General features: G+C 57.4%; 19 protein-coding genes, 1 tRNA gene and 1 other RNA gene. 18 read left to right on the forward strand and 3 right to left on the reverse strand.

Annotation, left to right across the window (positions count from 1 at the left end):
- Positions 1 to 122: 122 nt before the first annotated feature.
- Positions 123 to 1,460, forward strand: coding sequence for an ATP-dependent protease ATPase subunit HslU (gene hslU / locus EZJ17_RS02345; RefSeq protein ID WP_197478821.1), 1,338 nt, complete (start codon positions 123 to 125; stop codon positions 1,458 to 1,460).
- A gap of 582 nt (positions 1,461 to 2,042) precedes the next feature.
- Here hslU and EZJ17_RS02350 read toward each other — a convergent pair.
- Positions 2,043 to 3,830: a M48 family metalloprotease gene (locus EZJ17_RS02350; RefSeq protein WP_067443990.1), complete on the reverse strand. Its 1,788-nt coding sequence runs from the start codon at positions 3,828 to 3,830 to the stop codon at positions 2,043 to 2,045.
- A gap of 260 nt (positions 3,831 to 4,090) precedes the next feature.
- Between EZJ17_RS02350 and EZJ17_RS02355 the strand changes: the two genes are divergently transcribed.
- From EZJ17_RS02355 to metK, 16 genes are all read left to right on the forward strand, one after another.
- The gene (locus EZJ17_RS02355) at positions 4,091 to 4,531 is read left to right on the forward strand and encodes an HIT family protein (RefSeq protein WP_067443988.1); all 441 of its coding nucleotides are present in this window, start codon (positions 4,091 to 4,093) and stop codon (positions 4,529 to 4,531) included.
- A gap of 273 nt (positions 4,532 to 4,804) precedes the next feature.
- Positions 4,805 to 5,989, forward strand: a complete 1,185-nt coding sequence (locus tag EZJ17_RS02360) for an LD-carboxypeptidase (protein WP_151086064.1) — start codon at positions 4,805 to 4,807, stop codon at positions 5,987 to 5,989.
- 116 nt (positions 5,990 to 6,105) lie between these two features.
- Positions 6,106 to 6,732: a recombination mediator RecR gene (gene recR, locus EZJ17_RS02365; RefSeq protein WP_151086066.1), complete on the forward strand. Its 627-nt coding sequence runs from the start codon at positions 6,106 to 6,108 to the stop codon at positions 6,730 to 6,732.
- Positions 6,733 to 7,364: 632 nt separating this feature from the next.
- Positions 7,365 to 7,928, forward strand: coding sequence for a TIGR01440 family protein (locus tag EZJ17_RS02370; RefSeq protein ID WP_067441588.1), 564 nt, complete (start codon positions 7,365 to 7,367; stop codon positions 7,926 to 7,928).
- A gap of 176 nt (positions 7,929 to 8,104) precedes the next feature.
- Positions 8,105 to 8,743, forward strand: a complete 639-nt coding sequence (locus EZJ17_RS02375) for a DUF4189 domain-containing protein (protein WP_151086069.1) — start codon at positions 8,105 to 8,107, stop codon at positions 8,741 to 8,743.
- Between the two features lie 51 nt (positions 8,744 to 8,794).
- Complete coding sequence (locus EZJ17_RS10245) at positions 8,795 to 8,971, forward strand: hypothetical protein (protein WP_167508164.1); 177 nt, start codon at positions 8,795 to 8,797, stop codon at positions 8,969 to 8,971.
- Complete coding sequence (locus tag EZJ17_RS02380) at positions 8,937 to 10,961, forward strand: prolyl oligopeptidase family serine peptidase (RefSeq protein WP_428840652.1); 2,025 nt, start codon at positions 8,937 to 8,939, stop codon at positions 10,959 to 10,961. Before EZJ17_RS10245 ends, EZJ17_RS02380 begins: the two co-directional genes overlap by 35 nt.
- 278 nt (positions 10,962 to 11,239) lie before the next feature.
- Complete coding sequence (gene acpP / locus EZJ17_RS02385) at positions 11,240 to 11,476, forward strand: acyl carrier protein (protein WP_003824915.1); 237 nt, start codon at positions 11,240 to 11,242, stop codon at positions 11,474 to 11,476.
- 117 nt (positions 11,477 to 11,593) lie between these two features.
- Positions 11,594 to 12,841, forward strand: coding sequence for a beta-ketoacyl-ACP synthase II (fabF, locus tag EZJ17_RS02390; protein ID WP_067443977.1), 1,248 nt, complete (start codon positions 11,594 to 11,596; stop codon positions 12,839 to 12,841).
- Positions 12,842 to 13,074: 233 nt separating this feature from the next.
- Positions 13,075 to 14,055 (forward strand): NAD(P)H-dependent glycerol-3-phosphate dehydrogenase, encoded by a 981-nt coding sequence (locus tag EZJ17_RS02395; RefSeq protein WP_067441602.1) that lies wholly within the window; start codon positions 13,075 to 13,077, stop codon positions 14,053 to 14,055.
- A 161-nt stretch (positions 14,056 to 14,216) separates the two neighbouring features.
- A complete protein-coding gene (locus EZJ17_RS02400) occupies positions 14,217 to 14,552 on the forward strand; it encodes a hypothetical protein (protein ID WP_067441606.1) in 336 nt (111 codons plus the stop codon).
- A complete protein-coding gene (locus EZJ17_RS02405; RefSeq protein ID WP_067441609.1) occupies positions 14,549 to 14,845 on the forward strand; it encodes a cell division protein ZapA in 297 nt (98 codons plus the stop codon). The genes EZJ17_RS02400 and EZJ17_RS02405 overlap by 4 nt, the downstream gene beginning before the upstream one ends.
- A 17-nt stretch (positions 14,846 to 14,862) precedes the next feature.
- Positions 14,863 to 15,041: non-coding RNA, 6S RNA (gene ssrS, locus EZJ17_RS02410), on the forward strand.
- A gap of 168 nt (positions 15,042 to 15,209) precedes the next feature.
- A complete protein-coding gene (gene hscA / locus EZJ17_RS02415; RefSeq protein WP_067441612.1) occupies positions 15,210 to 17,069 on the forward strand; it encodes a Fe-S protein assembly chaperone HscA in 1,860 nt (619 codons plus the stop codon).
- 106 nt (positions 17,070 to 17,175) lie between these two features.
- Entirely contained in the window at positions 17,176 to 17,313 is a 138-nt protein-coding gene (locus EZJ17_RS10250) for a hypothetical protein (RefSeq protein ID WP_156496444.1), read from the forward strand.
- A gap of 36 nt (positions 17,314 to 17,349) precedes the next feature.
- Entirely contained in the window at positions 17,350 to 18,519 is a 1,170-nt protein-coding gene (gene metK / locus EZJ17_RS02420; RefSeq protein WP_067443975.1) for a methionine adenosyltransferase, read from the forward strand.
- A 154-nt stretch (positions 18,520 to 18,673) separates the two neighbouring features.
- Here the strand turns inward: metK and thrS are convergent, their stop codons facing one another.
- Both thrS and EZJ17_RS02430 read right to left on the reverse strand, forming a co-directional pair.
- Positions 18,674 to 20,581 carry a threonine--tRNA ligase gene (gene thrS / locus EZJ17_RS02425; protein WP_067441616.1) on the reverse strand — a complete coding sequence of 636 codons (1,908 nt, stop codon included), beginning with the start codon at positions 20,579 to 20,581 and terminating at the stop codon, positions 18,674 to 18,676.
- A gap of 403 nt (positions 20,582 to 20,984) precedes the next feature.
- A tRNA-Val gene (locus EZJ17_RS02430) sits at positions 20,985 to 21,061 on the reverse strand.
- A 213-nt stretch (positions 21,062 to 21,274) separates the two neighbouring features.
- Here EZJ17_RS02430 and tgt point away from each other — a divergent pair.
- On the forward strand, positions 21,275 to 22,390 hold the full coding sequence (gene tgt, locus EZJ17_RS02435; protein WP_151086074.1) for a tRNA guanosine(34) transglycosylase Tgt: 1,116 nt from the start codon (positions 21,275 to 21,277) through the stop codon (positions 22,388 to 22,390).
- Positions 22,391 to 22,437 lie beyond the last annotated feature (47 nt).

Consider the following 22,437-nt stretch of genomic DNA (forward strand, 5'->3'; position numbering starts at 1 on the left):
CCATTTGCCTGCTGTTCGTGATGGCGGATTAGATTGCCTTTCGATTCCAAGCGAGCCAACGCCGTGGCTAAAGTTAAGTTCATCCGCCCTATATTTGATCAAGCTATTTTGGGAACCGTTTTATGAGCACTTCCGTGATGACTCCGCAAGAAATCGTCCATGAGCTGGACAAACACATCATCGGCCAACAGCAGGCCAAAAAGGCCGTGGCTGTGGCCTTACGCAACCGCTACCGCAGAAGCCAGGTGGCCGAGCCGCTGCAAAGCGAAATCGTGCCGAAAAATATCCTGATGATCGGCCCCACCGGCGTGGGCAAAACCGAAATTGCCCGCCGTTTGGCGCGGCTGGCCAATGCGCCGTTTATCAAAATCGAGGCCACCAAGTTTACCGAAGTGGGCTATGTGGGACGTGATGTGGACAGCATCGTGCGCGATTTAATGGAAATCGCCCTGAAGAATTTGCGCGAACAGGCTGTGCGTAAAAACCGCGCCCGCGCCCAAGATGCTGCCGAAAACCGCGTGCTCGATGCGCTTTTGCCGCCCCCGCCGCAAACCGGCTTCGAAGGCGAACCGGCCGAACCGCAGCCTGAAAGCCACACACGCAAAAAATTCCGCGAAATGCTGCGCCAGGGCGAATTGGACGATAAAGAAATCAATATCGAACTGAGCCAAGCCTCGCCTACCTCCATGCAAGTGATGGGCCCGCCCGGGATGGAAGAATTCAGCAGCCAGCTGCAAGACATGTTTGCCAACCTCAGCAAAGGCCGCACAAAGCCGCACAAAATTAAAGTGGCTGCCGCCATGAAACTCTTGCTGGACGAAGAAGCCGCCAAGCTGATTAACGAAGAAGAACTGCGTGAACAGGCTGTACACGCCGTGGAGCAACACGGTATCGTGTTCCTCGACGAAATCGATAAAATCGCGGCCGACAGCAACCGGCACGGCGGCGACGTATCGCGCCAAGGCGTACAGCGCGACCTTTTGCCGTTGGTGGAAGGCACCACCGTGCAAACCAAATACGGCATGATTAAAACCGACCACATCCTTTTTATTGCTTCCGGCGCCTTCCATTTAAGCAAACCCAGCGACCTGATTCCCGAGCTGCAAGGCCGTTTCCCCATCCGCGTGGAATTGAGCAGCCTCACCGTGGAAGACTTCCAAGCCATCCTCACCAGCACCGACGCCAGTCTCACCAAGCAATATCAAGCCCTGCTGGCCACCGACGGCGTAGAGCTCGATTTCGCTCCCGACGGCATCACCCGCCTGGCTGAAATCGCCTTCCAAGTGAACGAGAAAACCGAAAACATCGGTGCCCGCCGCCTGCACACCGTGCTGGAAAAACTGCTGGAAGACGTATCCTTCCACGCCCCGCAAGGCACCACGCAGATTACCGCCGCCTATGTAGACGAGCGGCTGGCCGAAGTGGCCGAACAGGAAGATTTGGCGCGGTACGTGCTGTAAGCTGTTTGGATAAGAACAGGCTACCTGAAAACGAGCTCGCGAGTTTCTGCGAAGCTAAAATTTTCAGGTAGCCTTTTCCTCTGTATACAGCTTTATTTCGGTCGGCCTCAGGCCGCTTTAGCTTCCCAATATAGTTGGCTAGGCGTTCGTTTTCGGGGCGTTCGGTGTCGAAGCTGTAGTATTGGGCGAGGTGGGTGGCGGCGGTAGTGTCGCCGTTTTCGGCTTTAGGTTTGCAGGTGGGCGAGTTGATGTGGTTTGAGCTGGAAGATGCTGCCAGTAAATCAAGGGGGCTTGGGGGACGTCGTGTTGTTCGTCCAACACTGTTTGCAGGCATGGTGGCAGGGCAATGCTGCGCTATTTGAGCCGGTATGCCCAGCTGGCAGCATCAAGATAGCGGTATTGAGCGAGGAAGCTTTCGGTGGCGGCGAGCTGGGTTGGGTGTTGAGCATAGCGGGGATTTTTGGCAGGTGGTGAAGGAAGAGGGAGGGCAGGTGTTGTATGGTTATTTGTCTATGCTCTGGCAGTTTTTGTATTGGATAAAGGCTACCTGAAAAATCGAGTCGGCGAAGTTTTAGGCGGTTTCTAACCTTTACTGCCTGCCATACCGAAGTGCCAGGCGCCGATGTCGAGACGTATGCAGAGGTAGCGCCAGAGCAAGGGGTGGCTGACGGGGAGGATGGCGGCGAGGGGGCGTAGCAGGGTGATTTTGGCAGGCTCGGTGAGCAGTAGTGCGCCTTTCACGGCAGTTTGCAGCTGTTTGGGTGAGAGCTCGGCAGCGCGGGTTAGGGCTTCGGCAGCGGGATGCTGCGTGAGGCGGCCGGGCTGCGGGGCAGGGGCGAGATAGGCTTTGAGCAGCAGCCAGAGGTAGGCTTGCTCGAGGTTGGTGCCGTGTTGGCGGAAGCGGTTGCGGATTTGGTCGAGCAGGGCTTGCAGGACATGGTCTTCCTGCATCACGAGGGCGGGCAGGAGGTGTTCGAGCAGCTCGGTGCTGGGCAGCAGGGGATGCTGCTGCAAGCGGGCGAGCTGTTGCCAAACGAAGGGGCTGACGCCGCCGTTGTGTTCGGCCTGGTGCCAGCAGCCGGCGGGCAGGGCGGGCACTTGGAACAGGCAGAGCAGGGCGGCAGAGGCATATTCGCCATCGTAGGCGGCAGCCTGCCAGTCGGCTTGTAGGAGCAGATACGGGGCGGACGGGCGGTGGCGGTGGATGCGCGCCTGCATCAGGGCCTGCCGCTGGCGGTAGAGGTGTTCGGCTTCTTCGGCTTCGACACTCATCGGCTGCGGGGCAGCGAAGCTGAGGTGAATGGGGGAAGGCAGGGCGAGGCTGTCGGCATAGGCCAACTCTTCGGCCAGGCGGCGGGCAGCGGCGGCATCGAGCCTGCGGATGCGTTCGATAAGCGGCGGGTGGGTGGCGGCGAGGTCGCCGGGGCGGATGCGGCTGAACATCAGGTGGGCATATTCTGGGGCTTCGGGGGAGGCGAGGCGGCAGGAGGCGGTACGGGCACTTTTGCGCAGCGCTTCGATGAGCGGAGCGGTTTGGCGGGTGAACTGCACGGCGGCAGCGTCGGCCAGAAATTCGCGCTCGCGGCACACGGCAGCCTGCAGCCAGAGGGCAAACAGGCTGCCGACCGAGCCCAGCACGATCAGCAGCAGGCCGAGGGCTTGCAGCGGCAGGGTCTGCATGATGATTTCCACGCCGTTGTCGAAAGGATGATTGTCTACATTTTTGCGGCGGCGGTATTCCAGATAATGTTCGTTATCGCGGCCGTAGAGGAAATAGCGCCCGCTGCTGGCGATGCCCTGCAGGCCGTGCAGCCAGGCGGCCAGATAACAGTTGAGGCGCATGTCGCCATTGCGGATGTGGCTGAATTCGTGGGCAACGATGGCTTGCAGCTCGTCGCGCGTGAGCAGGTTGATGGCGCCTTGGGTAACGCCGATCACGGCGCTGCGCGGGCTCATGCCGGCGGCAAAGGCGTTGATGCTGCCGTCGCGGCGCAGCAGGTACACCGGCGGGGTGGGCAGGCCGGCGGAAAGCGCGGTTTCCGCCACCACGTTGAGCAGCCGCCGCTCGGCAAAGGTGGCATCGGCCAGCTGCAAGGCCTCGCCACCCAGCCGCTTGGCTATCGCTTCGCCGCCACGCCGCAGCTCGCGCAGGCGGTGCAGGCTAAGACCGATGGTGAGCGCGCATACAAACAGGGCAGGTGGCAGGTAGTACCACCACAGGCTGTGCCGTACTTTGGCACCGAACAAAAACGGCAGGCTGCCGAGCCCGGCGGAAGTGATGGCGACTGTGACGATCAGAGCCAGCACATAGAACACCACCAGCCGCACGGTACGGCAGCGCGATTGCTGCTGGCGGTGGAAGAAACGCATGGGGAAATCCTTGGGAGGGGGAATATGGCTAAAATCATGATTTCTTCCTACAAGGCGAGCTAACGCAGTAGGAAGGAAGCTATAGCTTGAATATAGCCAATCTGGCGGAGGAGGTAAAGGCTACCTGAAAGAAGATTTGCACTTGTTTTAACTTCGTTGAAGCTGCGCTTTCAGGTAGCCTTTCTCCCGCTCCACTTGGCAAACCCGCCGTCGTGCTATACCCTTGCCCCGATTCGTTAAACCACCTTGAAGGAACTGAAATGCCTGCCTCCTGCCCGCTGTGCCGTGCTGAAAATGAAACCGTGCTGTGGCAAAACAGCCGATTGCGCGTGATTGCCGTAAACGACACGCCCGCCGCACCCGCGTTTTGCCGTGTGATTTGGCGCGACCATGTGGCCGAGATGACGGATTTGCCCGCAGCAGAGCGGCAGGAAATGATGGCGGCAGTATGGCGCACCGAAGCGGCGATGCGCCGGGTGTTGCGCCCGGCCAAAATCAATCTGGCCAGCTTCGGCAACCAAGTGCCACACCTGCATTGGCATGTGATTGCCCGCTTTGAAAACGATGCGTTTTTCCCCGATTCGATTTGGACCGTGCCACGCCGCGAAGCCGTGCCCACGCTGCCGGCAAACTGGCAGCGGCAAGTGGCCGATTTGCTGGCTGCCGAAGCGCAGGCCGGTGATATAGACGGGCTGGTATAATGCCCGCCGTCTGCCAAATTTAAAGGCTACCTGAAACATGGTTGACACAACATTTTCAGGTAGCCTCCACACCACTAACAGGTTGTCTGAACCTCAGTTTGATTTTTCGTTTTATAGTGAATTAAATTTAAACCAGTACAGCGTTGGCTCGCCTTGCCGTACTATTGTACTGTCTGCGGCTCGCCGCCTTGTCCTGATTTAAATTTAATCCACTATAACTGCGTTGAAGCTTGCGCTTTCAGGTAGCCTCCACTCAATGATTAAGGAAACCCCATGCTCCTCCCCCATCTTTCCCGCCGCCGTTTTCTCAGCGCCTCCGCCACCCTGGCCGGAGCAGGCGTGTTGCAGGCGTGCAGTGCTCCCGCCATGCCCGTGCTGCCGACCAACCAGAGCAGCACAGGCAGCGGCAATGCGCCGGCCCGCCCCGTCCGCAGCGGCGGCGGCACCACCTTGCGCGTGGTGGCCCCTTCCGGCTTCGCGCCCAAGCCCGAACAGGCGCAGGCCGGGCTGTTGCGCCTGTATAACGCCGGTTTCACCATCACCAACCAGCAGGCCGTGGAGCGCCGCAGCCAGCGGTTTGCCGGCACCGACGCCGAACGCATCGCCGATTTCCAAGACGTGGCTTTGGGCAAAGTGCCCACCCCGCAAGTGCTGATGGGCATGCGCGGCGGCTACGGCGCAGTGCGCCTGCTGCCCCATATCGACTGGCCCTCGCTCGGCGCACGCATGCGCAAACACGGCACCCAGCTTTTTGGTTTCAGCGACGTGTGCGCCATCCAGCTCGCCCTGCTGGCTCAAGGCAATATGTGCAGCTTCGCCGGCCCCATGCTTTATAGCGGCTTCGGCAAAGCCCAGCCCTCGGTATACACCATGCAAGCCTTTATCGACGGCAGCACCCGCGCCGATTTGAGCATTCAAGTATCGGAAGTACAGGCCGCCAACGTGCCCACCCTGCACGGCACGATGTGGGGCGGCAATCTCAGCGTGATTGCCTCATTGGCCGGCTCGGCCTACCTGCCGCAGCCCGAAGGCGGCATCCTCTTCCTAGAAGACGTGGGCGAACAGCCCTACCGCCTCGAGCGCATGCTGCAAACCCTGCATCTGACCGGCATCCTCAAACGCCAGCAGGCCATCGTGCTCGGCAACTTCCGCATGGGCAGCGCGCGCGACGTATACGACGGCGGCTACGACCTCTCCAGCGTGATCCGCACCCTGCGCCGCATCAGCGGCATCCCCGTGCTCACCGGCTTCCCCTTCGGCCACATCAGCGACATTGCCACCTTCCCGCTGGGCGTGCAAACCACCATCTGCGGCAACAGCACCGGCGGCTACAGCGCCTCCTTCGGCGGCCACCCCGTGCTCAACCCCGCCGCCCTCACGCTCAACAACCTGCTGCCGCCCCTGCCCTCGTTCGACAGCCCGGCCGCGGCGGAAGACAACATCGAAGCCAGCGAATAGCCGCAGGATTTCAGGTAGCCATCTCAAAGCAAAAAGGCTACCTGAAAAATAACAAGCAGCAGTATGCATTCTGCCGCCCAATCCCTTGCCAGCCAAGGGCTACCTGAAACCAAACCATGACCCGCAAAAAAACCGACGCCTTCACCCGCCTCACCCAAGCCCTCGAAGTTTTGCCCAACGTCGGCCCCAAATCCGCCCGCCGCATGGCCTACGAACTGTTGCGCCACAAGCGCGACGGCGCCGCCGAGCTGGCCGCCGCCCTGCAGCACGCCCTCACCGCCGTGCAGCATTGCCGCCTGTGCAACACCTTCTGTGAAGGCGAGCTCTGCGCCATCTGCGCCGACCCCGCGCGCGACGGCCGCCGCCTGATGATTGTGCACCTGCCCGCCGACGTGGCCGGCATGGAAGCCGCCCATTGCCACGACGGCCTCTATTTCGTGCTCATGGGGCAAATCAGCCCCGCGCAGGGCATGGATTTGCAGCACATCGCGCTCGACAAACTCGTTGCCCGCCTGCAAGAGAGCGAAGTGGAAGAAGTGATTATCGCCACCGCCTTCACCCCAGAAGGCAATGCCACCGCCTATGTGTTGGCCGAGCTTTTTAAAAATCTGCCCTACCGCGTGAGCCGACTGGCGCAGGGCATGCCGCTGGGCAGCGAGCTGGAATACATCGACGCCGGCACACTGGCGCAATCCGTGTATGAGCGGCGGCTGGTGAAAGAGCAGGGCGGGGAGGGCGAATAGCCAGTGGGCAGGAAAGGAAAAGAGGCTACCTGAAAGGTTCAGGTAGCCTTTTGTTGTGGAAAAAGCGGGGCAGGATAGAGGCCATTGCACTGACTTTTGCAGTTCTGAGCTATTTGAGTTTTCAGGTAGCCTTCATTCATTAGTATCCTGTTCACCTTTGCGCTTCATGCCCGCGCGGGCACTTCCTTTTCTTTGCTTCGCCAAAGAAAAGGAAGCAAAAGAAAGGCGACTGCGGGCACAGATTTGGCTTCGCCAAACTTCCCTCACTGCACACGGTTTTTCGGGCGGGCTCGCAACTTGCGGCTGCGCCGCTTCGAACATGCAAGCCCTTATTCCCCGAAAAACCGCGTTCCGTTCGGCTGCGCCAGCAGATTGGCGGCAAGCTTGCCGAATGGGTGGTGGTTATCCCAGTTTCAGATTTCTAAGTCTGTGGGCGTTAGAGGCTACCTGAAAGTTTAGTTTCGCAGAAATTCCGCTATGCTGCGTTTTATTGCGTTGAAGCTTCGTTTTCAGGTAGCCTTTTGCCAACCGCCAAGCCGTATTTTATTCTTTATCAAAACCACTTCCGCCCGAAGCTGCTAAAATCCCTCATGCCGCACAGTTTGCGGCGATCAGCATAAAGGAGGCATCTCATGGATCTAACCCAACTGGCCGAACAAACCCGCGCCCTTGCGCTCGATATCCTGCACCAATCCGCCATCGGCGAAGGGCAGATTTTCGTGCTCGGCCTGTCCACCAGCGAAGTGATTGGCGGCCGTATCGGCAAAAATTCCAATCAGGAAGTGGGCGAAGTGGTCGTGAAAACCCTGCTCGACATCCTGAACGAACGCAAAATCTACCTCGCCGTGCAAGGCTGCGAGCACATCAACCGCGCCTTGGCCGTGGAGCGCGAGCTGGCCGAACAATACGGGCTGGAAATCGTGAACGTATTGCCCGGCCTGCATGCCGGCGGCAGTGCGCAGCTGGCCGCCTTCAAATATATGCGCGACCCGGTGGAAGTGGAATTCATCACCGCCCACGCCGGGCTCGACATCGGCGATACTTCCATCGGCATGCACATCAAACACGTGCAAATCCCCCTGCGCCCGCAACAGCGCGAGCTGGGCGCTGCCCACGTCTGCGCCTTGGCCAGCCGCCCGCGCCTGATCGGCGGCGAACGCGCCGGACACTATAAAGACAGCATCCGCCGCGTGTAAAACCAAGCGGCAGGACAAAGGCTACCTGAAAGCGCGAACCGCAATGCAGTTCAAGTTGCGGCAAACTTTTCAGGTAGTCTTCAAGCAGCGGGACAGATGTTTACAATATCTTGTATTTTGTTACAATCCGATTATCGGCAATACCCTTATTCCCCTTTCCAAACAGGAGCGGCAAGATGAAGCAATCAATGATGAACACGGCAGCGGGCGTATTGGCGGCAGTGCTATTGGGCAGTGCGGGCTTGGCATATGCCAACCCCTATCCGGTTGGCTCGCAGCAATGGCACAACTTTAATGGCATCATGCAGTCGGAAGCAGATCGGATACAACGCGAGCGCAATGCCGTACGGCAACAGCCAACCTACTCCGGCCCCACCGCCGCCGAAATACGCGCCTGGGAGCAGCGTGAGGCGGAGGTGCAAGCCGAAATCGCCCGTTTCCGCGCCACGCCATATTGGATGGTAATCGGGCGAGACTGGGAAAAGTCTGGCTTCATCTGGAGTGGGGGTTATGAGTCAAAGCAAAGGGCGGTTGAAGAAACGCTCAAACAGTGCAGATCTTCCAACTGTGGTGTTGTTGCTGCTTTTTCTAATGCGTGCGGAGTAATCGTATATGCGGTACACCACCCCAAAACGATAAACGATATCTTTGTAGGTGTTGATGCAGACGACAGAAAAGCAGCAGAGGAAGCTATGCGGGCATGTGAAGCAGTACATGGCAAAAGGGAAGACAGGTGTTTTTATTCGGGAATAAGAACCAGAAATGGCACGGCATTTTGTTCTGGTTATGACTATGGCATCTACAACCAAAAATAAACCCAAGTCGGTAGGTTTGGTATGAATACTTGGCCTATATAAGGTAAAAAGTTGTTTGGCATAAATGCCCAGCTTATTGAACTGAATAAAGGCTACCTGAAAACTGAAAAATGGTTTTCAGGTAGCCTTTCTCTTTCCTTCTCGCCAATACTGCTACAATGCCCGCCTTCCGAAACCACCCGCCAAAGGCTACCTGAAAATGTCTGCCGACCGTTATGCCGTGTTTGAAAACCTCAATGCTCCCGAAACTGCCGCGTTTGCTGCCGCCGAACACGCGCAAACACAGACCTGGCTGGAAAGCCGGCCGGATTACGAGCCGCTGCACCGCGATATTTTGTCGGTGTTGCAAGACGAGCAGCAGATTCCGTTTTGCCAGGAGCACCGCGCGCGGATGTATCACTTTTATCAGAGCGAGGAGTTTCCGAAGGGCGTGTACCGCGTGTGCAGCGCGGCTTCGTATCGCGCCGGGCTGCCGGAATGGGAGGTGTTGTTTTCGGTGGCGGATTTTGATGCGGTGTTGGGCGCGGATGTGTATTTAGATGGCGTGTCGCACTATGTGGAGCAGCCGAACCGGGTGTTGCTCTCGCTCAGCCCGGGCGGCGGCGATGCGGCGTTTACGCTGGAATTTGATTTGGAAACGCGTCAGGTGGTGCCCAACGGTTTCCACTTTCCGGCGGGCAAAAACCACATTGCCTGGCGCGATGAAGACAGCGTGTGGGTGTGCCCGGCTTGGGACGAGCGCCAGCTTACGGCTTCGGGCTATCCACGCGAGGCGTGGCTGTTGCGGCGCGGGCAGAGCTTCGAGGAGGCGCAGCCGTTGCTGCAAACGGCAGCGGAGTCGGTGTGGGTGCACGCTTGGCGTTATCTGGATGCGCAGGGTGCGCCGCTGGATTTGCTGGAAGAAAGCACGGGCTTTTTCAGCCGCCGATATTTTCAGGTAGCCTCGGATGGGGCGTTGCTACCTTTGGGGCTACCTGAAACTTGCGAAATCTGCGGCTATTTGGGCGGCTGGCTGCTGGTGTTGCTCAAGCACGACTGGCTGCGGGCCAATCAAAGCTATGCGGCGGGCAGCTTGGTGGCGGTGAAGCTGAACAAGGGTGTGTTGGGGCAGGCGCAATGCCTGTTTGCGCCGCAGGCGGGGCAGTCGGTGGAGGGCGTGGAAACCACGCGCCATTTTGTGGCCGCTACCTTGCTGGACAATGTTTCAGGTAGCCTCAAGGCTTGGCGTTTGCAGCAGGGGCAGTGGCAGCCGGCTGAAGTGCCCGAGCTGCCGCTGGAAGGGGCGGGCGTACTGGAGTTTGCCGACCAGCCTTGGGGCGGTGATGTGCTGTATATCGCGGCCAGCAGCTTCCTGTCGCCGCTCACACTCTATACGCTGGATTTGCAGCGGCAGGAGTGGTGCGTGATGCGCCGCCAGCCTGCGCAGTTTGAGTCTGAGGGATTGAGCGTGCAGCAGTTGCACGCTGTGTCGGCCGATGGCGAGCGCATTCCGTATTATCACGTGGGTAACGGCGAATCAAACGCGCCCGCGCTGGTGTATGCCTATGGCGGCTTCGGTGTGCCGGAACTGCCGCATTATTTGGGCATCATCGGCCGGCATTGGCTTGCGCAGGGCGGTGCGTTTGTGTTGGCCAACATTCGGGGCGGTGGCGAATTCGGCCCGGCCTGGCATGCTGCCGCCCAAGGCGCGGCACGCAAACACAAAAGTGCGGAAGATTTGGTGGCCGTGGCGCAGGATTTGGCCGTGCGCGGTTTGTCTGCGCCCGAACGCATCGTGTTGCAGGGCGGCAGCAACGGCGGGCTGGTGTGCGCCGCAGCTTATTGTGCCGCGCCGCAAAGCATCGGCGGCATGGTGTGCGAAGTGCCGCTCACTGATATGTTGCGCTATCCGCACCTTTTGGCCGGTGCTTCGTGGCAGGAAGAATACGGCAATCCCGATGCCGAGCCGGATAGAGGCTACCTGAAAAAACTTTCGCCCTACCACAAATTGCACGGTGGCCAAACCTATCCGCCCGCCCTCATTACCACCAATCTGAGCGATGACCGTGTGCATCCCGCCCATGCGCTCAAATTCCACGCCCGCTTGCGCGAAATCGGCGTGAATAGCCGCCTCTACGCTCCCGAAGCCGGCGGCCATGCGGGCAACGCCTCGCAGGAAGAAGTGGCCGCTGAGTTGGCTGCTGTGTTGGTGTTTTTGCGGCAAACAGTAGGCAGATAGCGGAATAGTTACAGCGGGTATCGGGCTGGGCTAGTGCTGCAGCAGTTGCTGAAATTTCACTATAAAGGCAGATGCCTGCTATTGCCTGTTTATATCGGCTTTTTGGCGTAGTTTGCAAAGGCCGTGCGCTATGCTAATATGCGCACCGTTATTTTCAGGTAGCCTCAAAATCTTTGCAGGGCATGGATAGCAAAACGCATATAAATCCGTTACAATGCCGTTTTTAGAGAACTACCTTTAAAATTTTTCCCCGTTTATTTAAGGACAAGGACCCCGCAATGGAAAATATCGAACAACGTGTGAAGAAAATCGTTGCCGAACAATTGGGTAAGAGCGAAAGCGAAGTGAAAAACGAATCTTCTTTCAGCGAAGATTTGGGCGCTGACTCTCTGGACGTGGTTGAGCTGGTAATGGCTTTGGAAGAAGCTTTCGGCTGTGACATCCCCGATGAAGAAGCTGAAAAAATCACTACCGTTCAACAAGCCATTGACTTCGTTACTTCCCGCTCCAACTAATCGGCAGCAGGTTTAACAGCAGAATATCAGCCTCTGCCCCGGCGCATTTCCCGCCAAGGGCAGAGGTTTTTGTTATTGCGGCTGCTTTCGGGCAGGCCGAAGGATAGATAAACAATCATGAGTCAGAGAAGAGTGGTGGTAACCGGGCTGGGGCAGATTTCCCCAGTGGGCAACAATGTGGCCGATGCCTGGCAAAACTTGTTGGCCGGCGTGAGCGGCATTGGCCGGATTACTCGTTTTGATGCGGGCGAATTGAGCGCCCAAATTGCCGGCGAAGTGAAAGATTTCCAAATCGGCGATTACATCGGCGCCAAAGAAGCGCGCCGCATGGATGCCTTCATCCACTACGGCATTGCCGCTGCCTTGCAGGCTGTGGCCGACGCTGGGCTGGATGACTACGCCGCCTTGGATAAAACCCGCGTGGGCGTGAACATCGGTTCCGGCATTGGCGGCCTGCCTTCCATTGAAGAAACCGGCATCGTGGTGCACGAAAACGGTCCGCGTCGCATCAACCCCTTCTTTATTCCCGGCTCGTTGATCAATCTGATTGCCGGCCACGTTACCATCCTTAAAGGCTACCAAGGCCCCAGCTACGGCATTGTGTCTGCATGCACCACCGGCGCACATTGCATTGGTGATGCTGCCCGCATGATTCAATACGGTGATGCCGACGTGATGGTGGCCGGCGGTGCCGAAGGCGCGGTGTGTATGCTCGGCGTGGGCGGCTTTGCTGCCATGAAGGCGTTGTCTACCCGTAATGACGACCCCGCTACTGCTTCCCGCCCGTGGGACAAAGACCGCGACGGCTTCGTGATGGGCGAAGGTGCCGGCGTGCTGGTGTTGGAAGAATACGAACACGCCAAAAAACGCGGTGCGAAAATCTACGCCGAATTGGCCGGCTTCGGTATGAGCTCCGATGCGCACCACATTACGGCGCCTAATGCCGAAGGCCCCGCCTTGGCTGTGGCACGCGCCTTGAAAGATGCCGGGCTCAACCCGAGCGACATCGATTATGTGAACGCGCATGGCACGTCCACCCCGCTGGGCGATGCCAACGAAACCACCGCGCTGAAACTTGCCTTCGGCGAACACGCCAAAAAACTGGTGGTCAATTCCACCAAATCCATGACCGGCCACTTGCTCGGCGGTGCCGGTGGCGTGGAAGCCGTATATTCCGTGTTGGCGCTGTACCACCAGAAATCACCACCCACCATCAATATCTTCGAGCAAGACGTTGAAGGCGGTTGCGATTTGGATTACTGCGCAAACGTTGCCCGCGACCTGCCCATCCGCGCTGCCATTTCCAATTCATTCGGCTTCGGCGGTACCAACGGCACGCTTGCGTTCAAACGCTTTAACGGCTGATTAAACGCCAGTATTTATAGTATAAAAGGCTACCTGAAAACGCAACGAAGCGGAGTTTCTGCAAAGCTAAAACCCGTTTGCCGTTTTTCAGGTAGCCTTTATAGCAAATTAACATGCTTTCGATACTAGGCAGCGAGCCATAGGCAGTGTAGATTGCACGGCAAAACAGGCAATGTAGTGGCGAAAGTTAAGTGAATTTGCTATATCACCAGCAATCAACACAGGAGCACACCATGCAAATCTGCATCATCGGGGCCGGCGCTTGGGGCACGGCATTGGCCATCCACTTTGCCCAAAATGGCCAGCAAGTTTGCCTGTGGACACGCGAAACCGAACATGCCGCCGCCATGCGTGCCGAGCGCATCAACTCAGGCTACCTGAAAGATTTCCCCTTCCCTGAAGCACTCAGCATTGCCGACACGCCGCCGCCCAAGCCCGAGCTTGTTATCATCGCCACGCCCACCGCCGGCCTGCGTGGCAGCTTGCAAACCATGCGGCAATGGGGCTGGGGCGATATTCCCGTGCTCACCGCCTGCAAAGGTTTCGAACAAGGCAGCGGCCTGCTGCCGCACCAAGTCGCCCGCCAAGAGCTGCCGGACAACCCGCGCATCGGTATTTTGTCCGGCCCCAGCTTTGCCCAAGAATTAGCGCAACAGTTGCCCTGCGCCGTTACCCTCGCCTCTGACAACACTGCTTGGATTGAATCACTCGCCGCCGCACTCAGCTCCGCCGTGCTGCGTCTGTATGCCAACGACGATATGGTGGGCGTGGGCGTGGGCGGAGCCGTGAAAAATGTGATGGCCATCGCGGTGGGCATTGCTGACGGTCTGCAATACGGCCTCAATGCCCGTGCTGCCCTGATGACGCGCGGCCTGGCCGAAATCAACCGACTGGCGCTGGCCTTGGGTGCCAAGCAAACCACTCTGATGGGTTTAGCCGGTATGGGAGACCTGATTCTCACCTGCACCGGCTCGCTCTCGCGTAATCGACAAGTCGGCCTCAAGCTGGCCGAAGGCAAACCGCTGCCTGTGATTTTGTCCGAACTTGGGCATGTGGCCGAGGGCGTGTACACCATTCGAGAGGCCGATGCACAGGCTGCCAAACTCGGCATTGAAATGCCCATCACACGCATCCTGAACGAGCTTTTAGACGGCCGTGTTGATGTGAATGATGTGGCCGAGCGGTTGATGCTGCGTGAAATCCGCAGCGAATAATTATCGCCGAACCTATCTTGCCCTTACCATGCGCGTGGGTTAAAGAAGGAAGGCATTTAATTATAAATTTACCCGGTGCTTGTTCCGTATGGCGCAAGTTTCAGTATAATGCGGGCAGGTTGCTGCTTCTGGCGGCCAGAGATTTAGCAAGAGACAGATTCATGAATAATCAACTCGAACATTTGCAAAATTCCATTGAAACGCTGGTAAGCCGTTATCAGGCTGCTGTGCGTGAAAAGCAGGCGCTGAGCAAAAAAATCAGCGAGATGGATGCTGCATGGCAGAAACAGCGCCATGACCATCGCGCTACCGTGGACGGATTACAACTAGCCTACAGCGAAAGAATGTCGCGCCTGGAGCACGAGCTTTCCAGCCAGATTGAGGCTTTGCAGCAAGAAAACGCCGTTTACTGCAAGCTATTGGAGCAAAGTGCCGCGGATATCCGCGCCTTGCTACAACGCTTGCCTGTGCCCGCTGCTAAGGAGCAGGTTGTATGAGTATCGAACAAGTCAATGTAGATATCCTGGGGCGCCAGTTCAACATCGGCACGCCCAACAGCGAGAAAGCAACCCTGCTGCAGGCGGTGCATATGCTGAACCAGAAGATTGGCGTGATCCAATCTTCCGGCCGGATTGTGGAAACCGACAAAATCGTGATTATGGCCGCGCTGAACCTCACCCACGACCTGCTCAAAATGAGTGCGAAAGATGGTTTGGCAATTGGCGAAATTGAGCGTAGAATAAGTGCCATAATCGAAAGTTGCGATAAAGCACTTGATTTGGAAAAGTAAAACGATTATTCTTCTTTATAACCCTGCGGTGTTTGTGAAGGCACACTATTCCTTTGAACCAATAATTTCGCTTCAGGCTGCAGATTGAGTGGTGGGCGTGCGCGTTCCTCGTGGACGTACCCGAAACTGCCGGAAGTGGCCAACCTTGATTCAAGGTTCAAGCGAATCGAGCCAAAGCGGCATTCGCGGGGTTACCCATACTAAAAGCCGGTATCGTGGATGCCGGCTTTTGCGTTGGCTGCAAGATTTTCAGGTAGCCTCCATTCCGGTTGAGGCTACCTGAAAAGTTTAATTCCGACCGAAGCACTCAGCCAATATGTTAAAATAACCGCTTATTCCCATACTTAAACACACACCAACCACCATGGCACTCCTACAAATCGCCGAGCCCGGCCTCTCTGCCGCCCCGCACCAACACCGCCTAGCTGTCGGTATTGACTTGGGCACTACCAACAGCTTGGTTGCTACCGTGAAAAGTGGCCACGCTGCCTGCTTGCCCGATGAAGAAGGCCGTTTCCTACTGCCTTCGGTGGTGCGCTATGGTGCTGATGGGCAAATCATCACCGGCCGGGCTGCCCTGCAAAGCCAAACTGCCGACCCGGCCAACACCGTCAGCTCCGCCAAACGCCTGATCGGCCGCAAATTGGAAGATATTGATACCAGCCATTTGCCCTATCGTTTCGGCCAATCCAACCAACTTATCGACCTGCACACCCGCCAAGGCTCGAAAACGCCGATCGATGTATCTGCCGACATCCTGCGTTCGCTCAAAGCCCGCGCCGAACAGAGCCTTGGGGGAGAATTAGTGGGTGCGGTTATCACCGTGCCGGCCTATTTTGACGATGCCCAACGCCAAGCCACCAAAGATGCCGCCCGCCTGGCTGGGCTGAACGTGCTGCGCCTGCTCAACGAGCCCACTGCAGCCGCCATCGCCTACGGGCTGGATAATGCTGCCGAAGGCACATTTGTGGTGTACGACCTCGGCGGCGGTACCTTCGACGTATCCATTTTGCGGCTCTCCAAAGGCCTGTTTGAAGTGAAGGCCACCGGTGGCAATTCCGCACTCGGCGGCGACGATTTCGACCACCGCATGCTGTGCCACCTGATTGAAGTAAATCGTCTTTCCATCACCAATGCCCAAGACAGCCGCTTGCTGCTCAGCCTGGTGCGCCGTGCCAAAGAAGAGCTCAGCAGGCTACCTGAAAGCCGTATTCAAGCCGTGCTAAGTGATGGTACGTCGATCGACACCGTCTTTACCCGCACCCAATTCCATGCCCTCACCCAGCATCTCGTGGCGCAAACCCTTGTGCCGGTGAAGCAGGCGTTGAAAGACGCCGGCATCAGCAAAGGTGATATCGGCGGCGTGATTATGGTGGGTGGTGCCACCCGTATGCTGCATGTGCAACAGGCCGTGGGCAACTTCTTCGGCCAAACTCCGCTTACCAACCTCGATCCCGACCAAGTAGTCGCACTCGGTGCCGCTATGCAGGCCGACGTGCTGGCCGGCAACAAGCGCGACAACGACTGGCTGTTGCTCGACGTTACCCCACTCTCGCTCGGCCTCGAAACCTACGGTGGGCTGACTGAAAAAATCATCCCGCGCAACAGCACCCTACCCACCGCCCGCGCCCAAGAATTCACCACCTTCAAAGACGGCCAAACCGCCATGACCATCCATGTGGTGCAAGGCGAGCGCGAACTGGTGGCCGACTGCCGCAGCCTCGCCAAATTCACCCTGCGCGGCATCCCGCCGATGGTGGCCGGTGCCGCCCGTATCCGCGTCACCTTCCAGATTGATGCCGACGGCCTGCTTTCCGTGTCTGCCCGCGAACAAACCACCGGCGTGCAGGCGCAAATCGAAGTGAAGCCTTCTTACGGCCTCGACGACGAAACTATCACCCGTATGCTAGCCGACAGCATCAGCCACGCTGGCGGCGATGCTGCCGCCCGTGCCCGCGCCGAAGCCGTGGTGGAAGCCGAAAGCCTGATTGGCGCAGTGGAAGCCGCGTTGGAGCTAGACGGCGACCTGCTCGATGAAAGCAGCCTGGCTGTCATTCGCACCCAAATCGCCACCCTGCAAAGCCTGCTTTCCGAGGCCGAAGCCAATCCCATCCGCAACGCCACCGCCGCTCTTGCCGCCGGCACTGACGACTTCGCCGCCAAACGCATGGACCGCAACATCCAACGCGCCCTCACTGGTCATCGGGTGGAAGATATGGCGTGAATAAGGCAGAGTTTGATAGAGGCTGCCTGAAACCTATCCCATCCCGCCGCTTGCCGCAGCAGACGGGATTTGTTATCATCTGCGGCGCATTAAGAGTTGGGAATCCATGCCAACCTGCCTGCCGCAAACGGCGCGTAAGGTGGACGGCCGAGAGGCCGATGTGGCTCGTCTGAATCAGGCCGGGCAATATCTCTTCCTGCCCGGTGCGGGATTTTTTTATTGCCCGTTGAGCCCTCCTTGCTAGGCCGCAAGGTTTATCTATATATCCGAAAGACATATTATGAGCGAATACCTCTTCACCTCCGAATCTGTTTCCGAAGGCCATCCCGACAAAGTGGCTGACCAAGTATCCGATGCCATTCTCGATGCCGTCCTCGCCCAAGACCCCAAAGCCCGAGTGGCTGCCGAAACGCTGGTGAACACCGGCCTGTGCGTGCTGGCCGGGGAAATCACCACCACCGCACACGTTGACTACATCAAAGTGGTACGCGAAACCATTGCCAAAATCGGCTACAACTCTTCCGAGCTCGGCTTTGATGCCAACGGTTGTGCGGTGGGCGTGTATTACGACCAACAATCGCCCGACATCGCCCAAGGCGTGAACGAAGGCGAAGGTATCGACCTGAACCAAGGCGCGGGCGACCAAGGCTTGATGTTTGGCTATGCCTGCGACGAAACCCCCACCCTGATGCCCTTTGCCATCTACTACAGCCACCGCCTGATGCAGCGCCAAAGTGAAGTGCGCAAAAGCGGCCAGCTGCCTTGGCTGCGTCCCGATGCCAAAGCGCAAATCACTGCCGTGTACGACAGCGAAACCGGCAAAGTAAAACGCATAGACACCGTGGTGCTCTCCACCCAGCACGATCCTTCTATCAGCCATGAAGAACTGAACCAAGCCGTTATCGAGCACATTATCAAGCCCGTGTTGCCTCCTGAAATGCTTACCACTGAAACCAAATACCTCATCAATCCCACTGGCCGCTTCGTGATCGGCGGTCCGCAGGGCGACTGCGGGCTCACTGGCCGCAAAATCATTGTTGATACCTACGGTGGTGCAGCCCCGCATGGCGGCGGCGCATTCTCCGGCAAAGACCCGAGCAAAGTAGACCGCTCCGCTGCCTATGCCTGCCGCTATGTGGCGAAAAACATCGTGGCCGCCGGCCTGGCTACCCAATGCCAAATCCAGGTGTCTTACGCTATCGGCATTGCCGAGCCCACTTCCATCGCCATCGACACTTTCGGCACGGGCAAAATCAGTGAAGACAAACTCATCGCCATCGTGCGCGAACACTTCGACCTGCGCCCGAAAGGCATTGTGCAGATGCTCGACCTCCTGCGCCCGATTTACAGCAAATCCGCCGCCTACGGCCACTTCGGCCGTGAAGAGCCCGAGTTTACTTGGGAGCGCATCGATAAGGCTGCAGCTTTGAAGGCGGCAGCAGGTTTGTAATCCTATTTACCAAACAGATTAGAGGCTACCTGAAATTTCAGGTAGCCTCTTTTTATGCAATCAAGCAGTTTTATATTTCAGGTAGCCTCAAAAGGCTACCTGAAAGTGTGGGCTTAAAACGAAGTGCGGCGTGGTTTCTGTGAAACTACAATCTTTAAGCTACTGCCAATTCTTGCTGCAAGCGGGCAATAAACTCTTCTATCTGCATGCTGCCCAAATCCTCGCCTTTGCGGCGCACGGCCACTTGGCCGTTTTCCATTTCCTTATCGCCCACCACCACTTGGTAGGGATAGCGCATTTGGCTGTTGTCGCGGATTTTGTAGCCGATTTTTTCGTTGCGCAGGTCGGCTTCGGCGCGCAGGCCGGCGGCTTTGAGTTTGTTGACCACTTCCAGGCAGTAGTCGGCCTGTTTTTCGGTGATGTTCATCACCACCATCTGCACGGGCGCGAGCCAGAGCGGGAAGGAGCCGGCGTGTTCTTCAATCAGGATGCCGATAAAGCGCTCCAGCGAGCCCAAAATGGCGCGGTGCAGCATCACGGGGCGGGCGCGGCCGTTGTCTTCGGTAACGTATTCGGCGTTCAGGCGCTCGGGCAGCACGAAGTCGAGCTGGATGGTGCCGCACTGCCAAGAACGGCCGAGCGCGTCTTTGATGTGGTATTCCACTTTCGGGCCGTAGAACGCGCCTTCGCCGGGCAGCTCTTCCCATTGCACGCCGCAGGCGGTGAGCGCGTCGCGCAGGCCTTGTTCGGCTTTGTCCCAAGTTTCGTCGCTGCCGGCACGCTGTTCGGGGCGCAGCGAGAGTTTGATGCTGACGTGCTCGAAGCCGAATTGTTTGTAAATTTTCATCACCAACTGGTTGAAGGCGCGGGTTTCTTCGGCGATTTGGTCTTCGGTACAGAAGATGTGGGCATCGTCTTGCACGAAGCCGCGCACGCGCATCAGGCCGTGCAGCGCGCCGGAAGGCTCGTTGCGGTGGCAGGAGCCGAATTCGGCCAAGCGCATGGGCAGGTCGCGGTAGGAACGCAGGCCGTGGTTGAAGATTTGAACGTGGCCGGGGCAGTTCATCGGTTTCACGGCGTAGTCGCGCTTCTCGGAGGAGGTGGTGAACATATTGTCTTTGTAGTTCGCCCAGTGGCCGGATTTTTCCCAGAAGGTTTTGTCGAGAATCTGCGGGGTTTTAACTTCGCGGTAGCCGGCGGCATCGAGCTCGCGGCGCATGTGCTGCTCGATGGTTTGCCACAGCGTCCAGCCGCGCGGATGCCAAAATACCATGCCGGGGGCTTCGTCTTGCAGATGGAACAGGTCGAGCTGTTTGCCGAGGCGGCGGTGGTCGCGTTTTTCGGCTTCTTCAATACGGGTGATGTAGGCTTTGAGTTCGTCTTTGCTAGCCCAGGCGGTACCGTAGATGCGCTGCAGCATTTCGTTGTTGCTGTCGCCGCGCCAGTAGGCGCCGGCCAGCTTGGTGAGCTTGAAGTGTTTTAAAAACCGGGTGTTGGGCACGTGCGGGCCGCGGCACATATCCACGTATTCTTGGTGGTGGTACATGCCCATGGCTTCTACTTCGGGCATGTCTTCAATCAGGCGCAGTTTGTATTCTTCGCCGCGCTCTTGGAAGATTTTGATGGTTTCGGCGCGCGGGGTCATGATTTTGACCACATCGTAATCTTGATTGATCAGCTCTTTCATCCGTGCTTCGATGGCGGCCATGTCTTCGGGGGTGAAGGGTTTTTCCGTGGCGATGTCGTAGTAGAAGCCTTCTTCAATCACCGGGCCGATTACCATTTTGGCATTGGGATAGAGCTGTTTCACGGCATGGCCGACCAAGTGCGCGCAGGAATGGCGGATGATTTCCACACCTTCCGGGTCTTTCGGCGTGATGATTTGCACGGCGGCATCTTCGCTAATCGGGTCGCACGCATCGCGCAACACGCCGTTCACTTTGCCGGCCACGGTGGCTTTGGCCAGCCCGGAGCCGATAGAAGCGGCGATTTGGGCAACGGTTACGGGGGCTTCGTATTGGCGCACTGAGCCGTCGGGCAGGGTGATGTTGATTCGGGACATGATGGTTTGTCTTTCTGTGAAATGGATAAACAGATGAATGGTTTGGGTTTCAGGTAGCCTTTATCGTTGCATTAGGCGAAACCAAAAAAGTAAAACAGCAGGAACAGGCCGGCAAATGCTATGGCGGCCAACGCGGCCAGTGTGAGCAATAGCGCAAGTGTGGGAGGTAAACGGCGCATATGGCGGGTTCCTTACAGCGGTTTGGCCAGAGTTTCAGGTAGCCTTAACAGCAATCTAAAAGGCTACCTGAAACAATGTTTCTGAAGGAAGCTGGGTTTCTGCAAAGCTAAAACAGCGCTTCCAAAGAAGACGGAATGGCTACAAAGTTAAAAATCATAGTGGGCGGCCAAACAAAAAAGAACAACTGAAGTTCCCCAGAAACCCCTGCTGTTCCCACGAATTCTGGTAGGCACGATTGGATTCGAACCAACGACCCCCACCATGTCAAGGTGATGCTCTAACCAACTGAGCTACGTGCCTGTTTAAAAGGCAGCATTATACTGTTTTCCCACACCCCGCGCAAAGAAAGCGCAGAGTCGGCAGCGGTTTGCGATATCGCTGAAGTAATCATTTCCCCCTACCAGGCAGCGAGTCGCAGACAGTATGGGTAATACGACAAAGCGAGCTAATGCAGTAGGAAGAAATAAGTGCTTTAGCTATAATCGCCGGATTATTGATAACGTGTTATTCCCCATGCTCAAATTCACCTTACACAAAAAAGATGGCCACGCCCGCCGCGCCACCATCGAACTCAACCATGGCAGCATCGAAACTCCCGTATTTATGCCCGTTGGCACCTACGGCTCGGTCAAAGCCATGACCCCGCAAAACCTGCACGACATCGGCTCCCAAATCATCCTCGGCAACACCTACCATTTATGGCTGCGCCCCGGCCTTGAAGTGATCGAACAATTCGGCGGCTTGCACGACTTTATCGGCTGGAACAAACCGATTTTGACCGACTCCGGCGGTTTCCAAGTGTTTTCGTTATCCGATATGCGCAAACTCACCGAAGAAGGCTGCACCTTCAAAAGCCCGATTAACGGCGATAAGCTTTTCCTCTCGCCTGAAATCTCGATGAAAATCCAAACCGTGCTCAACTCCGACATCGCCATGCAGCTCGACGAATGCACGCCTGGCGAAGCCACGCGCGAACAGGCCGAAAAATCGCTGCAAATGAGCCTGCGCTGGGCGGAACGCAGCAAAAAAGCCTTTGAAGATTTGAACAACTCCAACGCCCTGTTCGGCATCGTGCAAGGCGCGATGTATGAAGACTTGCGCGAGCAATCCCTGCGCGGGCTGGAACAGCTAAACTTCCCCGGGCTGGCTATCGGCGGCTTATCGGTGGGCGAACCCAAACCCGAAATGTACCGAATGCTGCGTGCTGTCGGCCTCATGCTACCAGAACACAAACCGCATTACCTGATGGGCGTCGGTACACCAGAAGATCTCGTTTACGGCGTGGCGAATGGTGTGGACATGTTCGACTGTGTGATGCCCACCCGCAACGCCCGCAACGGCTGGCTGTTTACCCGTTTCGGCGACATCAAAATCAAAAACGCCAAGTACAAACACGACACCCACCCGCTCAACGAATCATGCACCTGCTACGCTTGTACGCATTTCAGCCGCGCCTACCTGCACCACTTGCACCGTGCCGGCGAGATTTTGGGTGCGCAGTTGAACACTATCCATAACCTGCATTTCTACCAAACCATAATGGCCGAAATGCGCGAAGCTATCGAACAGGGCAAATTTGCCGACTGGCAGGAGCAATTCCACGAGAATCGGGGGAGAGGGGTAGATTGAGTTGTAGAAAAGGTTGCCTGAAAAACAACCTGAGTTAATTTGGAATG

Source organism: Eikenella exigua, assembly GCF_008805035.1.
Lineage (GTDB): Bacteria > Pseudomonadota > Gammaproteobacteria > Burkholderiales > Neisseriaceae > Eikenella > Eikenella exigua.

Bases quoted from the DNA above. Each gene is read 5' to 3' on its own strand.
- hslU (WP_197478821.1), top strand. From the start codon at position 123: ATGAGCACTTCCGTGATGACTCCGCAAGAAATCGTCCATGAGCTGGAC.
- EZJ17_RS02350 (WP_067443990.1), bottom strand. From the start codon at position 3,830: ATGCGTTTCTTCCACCGCCAGCAGCAATCGCGCTGCCGTACCGTGCGG.
- EZJ17_RS02355 (WP_067443988.1), top strand. From the start codon at position 4,091: ATGCCTGCCTCCTGCCCGCTGTGCCGTGCTGAAAATGAAACCGTGCTG.
- EZJ17_RS02360 (WP_151086064.1), top strand. From the start codon at position 4,805: ATGCTCCTCCCCCATCTTTCCCGCCGCCGTTTTCTCAGCGCCTCCGCC.
- recR (WP_151086066.1), top strand. From the start codon at position 6,106: ATGACCCGCAAAAAAACCGACGCCTTCACCCGCCTCACCCAAGCCCTC.
- EZJ17_RS02370 (WP_067441588.1), top strand. From the start codon at position 7,365: ATGGATCTAACCCAACTGGCCGAACAAACCCGCGCCCTTGCGCTCGAT.
- EZJ17_RS02375 (WP_151086069.1), top strand. From the start codon at position 8,105: ATGAAGCAATCAATGATGAACACGGCAGCGGGCGTATTGGCGGCAGTG.
- acpP (WP_003824915.1), top strand. From the start codon at position 11,240: ATGGAAAATATCGAACAACGTGTGAAGAAAATCGTTGCCGAACAATTG.
- fabF (WP_067443977.1), top strand. From the start codon at position 11,594: ATGAGTCAGAGAAGAGTGGTGGTAACCGGGCTGGGGCAGATTTCCCCA.
- EZJ17_RS02395 (WP_067441602.1), top strand. From the start codon at position 13,075: ATGCAAATCTGCATCATCGGGGCCGGCGCTTGGGGCACGGCATTGGCC.
- EZJ17_RS02400 (WP_067441606.1), top strand. From the start codon at position 14,217: ATGAATAATCAACTCGAACATTTGCAAAATTCCATTGAAACGCTGGTA.
- EZJ17_RS02405 (WP_067441609.1), top strand. From the start codon at position 14,549: ATGAGTATCGAACAAGTCAATGTAGATATCCTGGGGCGCCAGTTCAAC.
- hscA (WP_067441612.1), top strand. From the start codon at position 15,210: ATGGCACTCCTACAAATCGCCGAGCCCGGCCTCTCTGCCGCCCCGCAC.
- EZJ17_RS10250 (WP_156496444.1), top strand. From the start codon at position 17,176: ATGCCAACCTGCCTGCCGCAAACGGCGCGTAAGGTGGACGGCCGAGAG.
- metK (WP_067443975.1), top strand. From the start codon at position 17,350: ATGAGCGAATACCTCTTCACCTCCGAATCTGTTTCCGAAGGCCATCCC.
- thrS (WP_067441616.1), bottom strand. From the start codon at position 20,581: ATGTCCCGAATCAACATCACCCTGCCCGACGGCTCAGTGCGCCAATAC.
- tgt (WP_151086074.1), top strand. From the start codon at position 21,275: ATGCTCAAATTCACCTTACACAAAAAAGATGGCCACGCCCGCCGCGCC.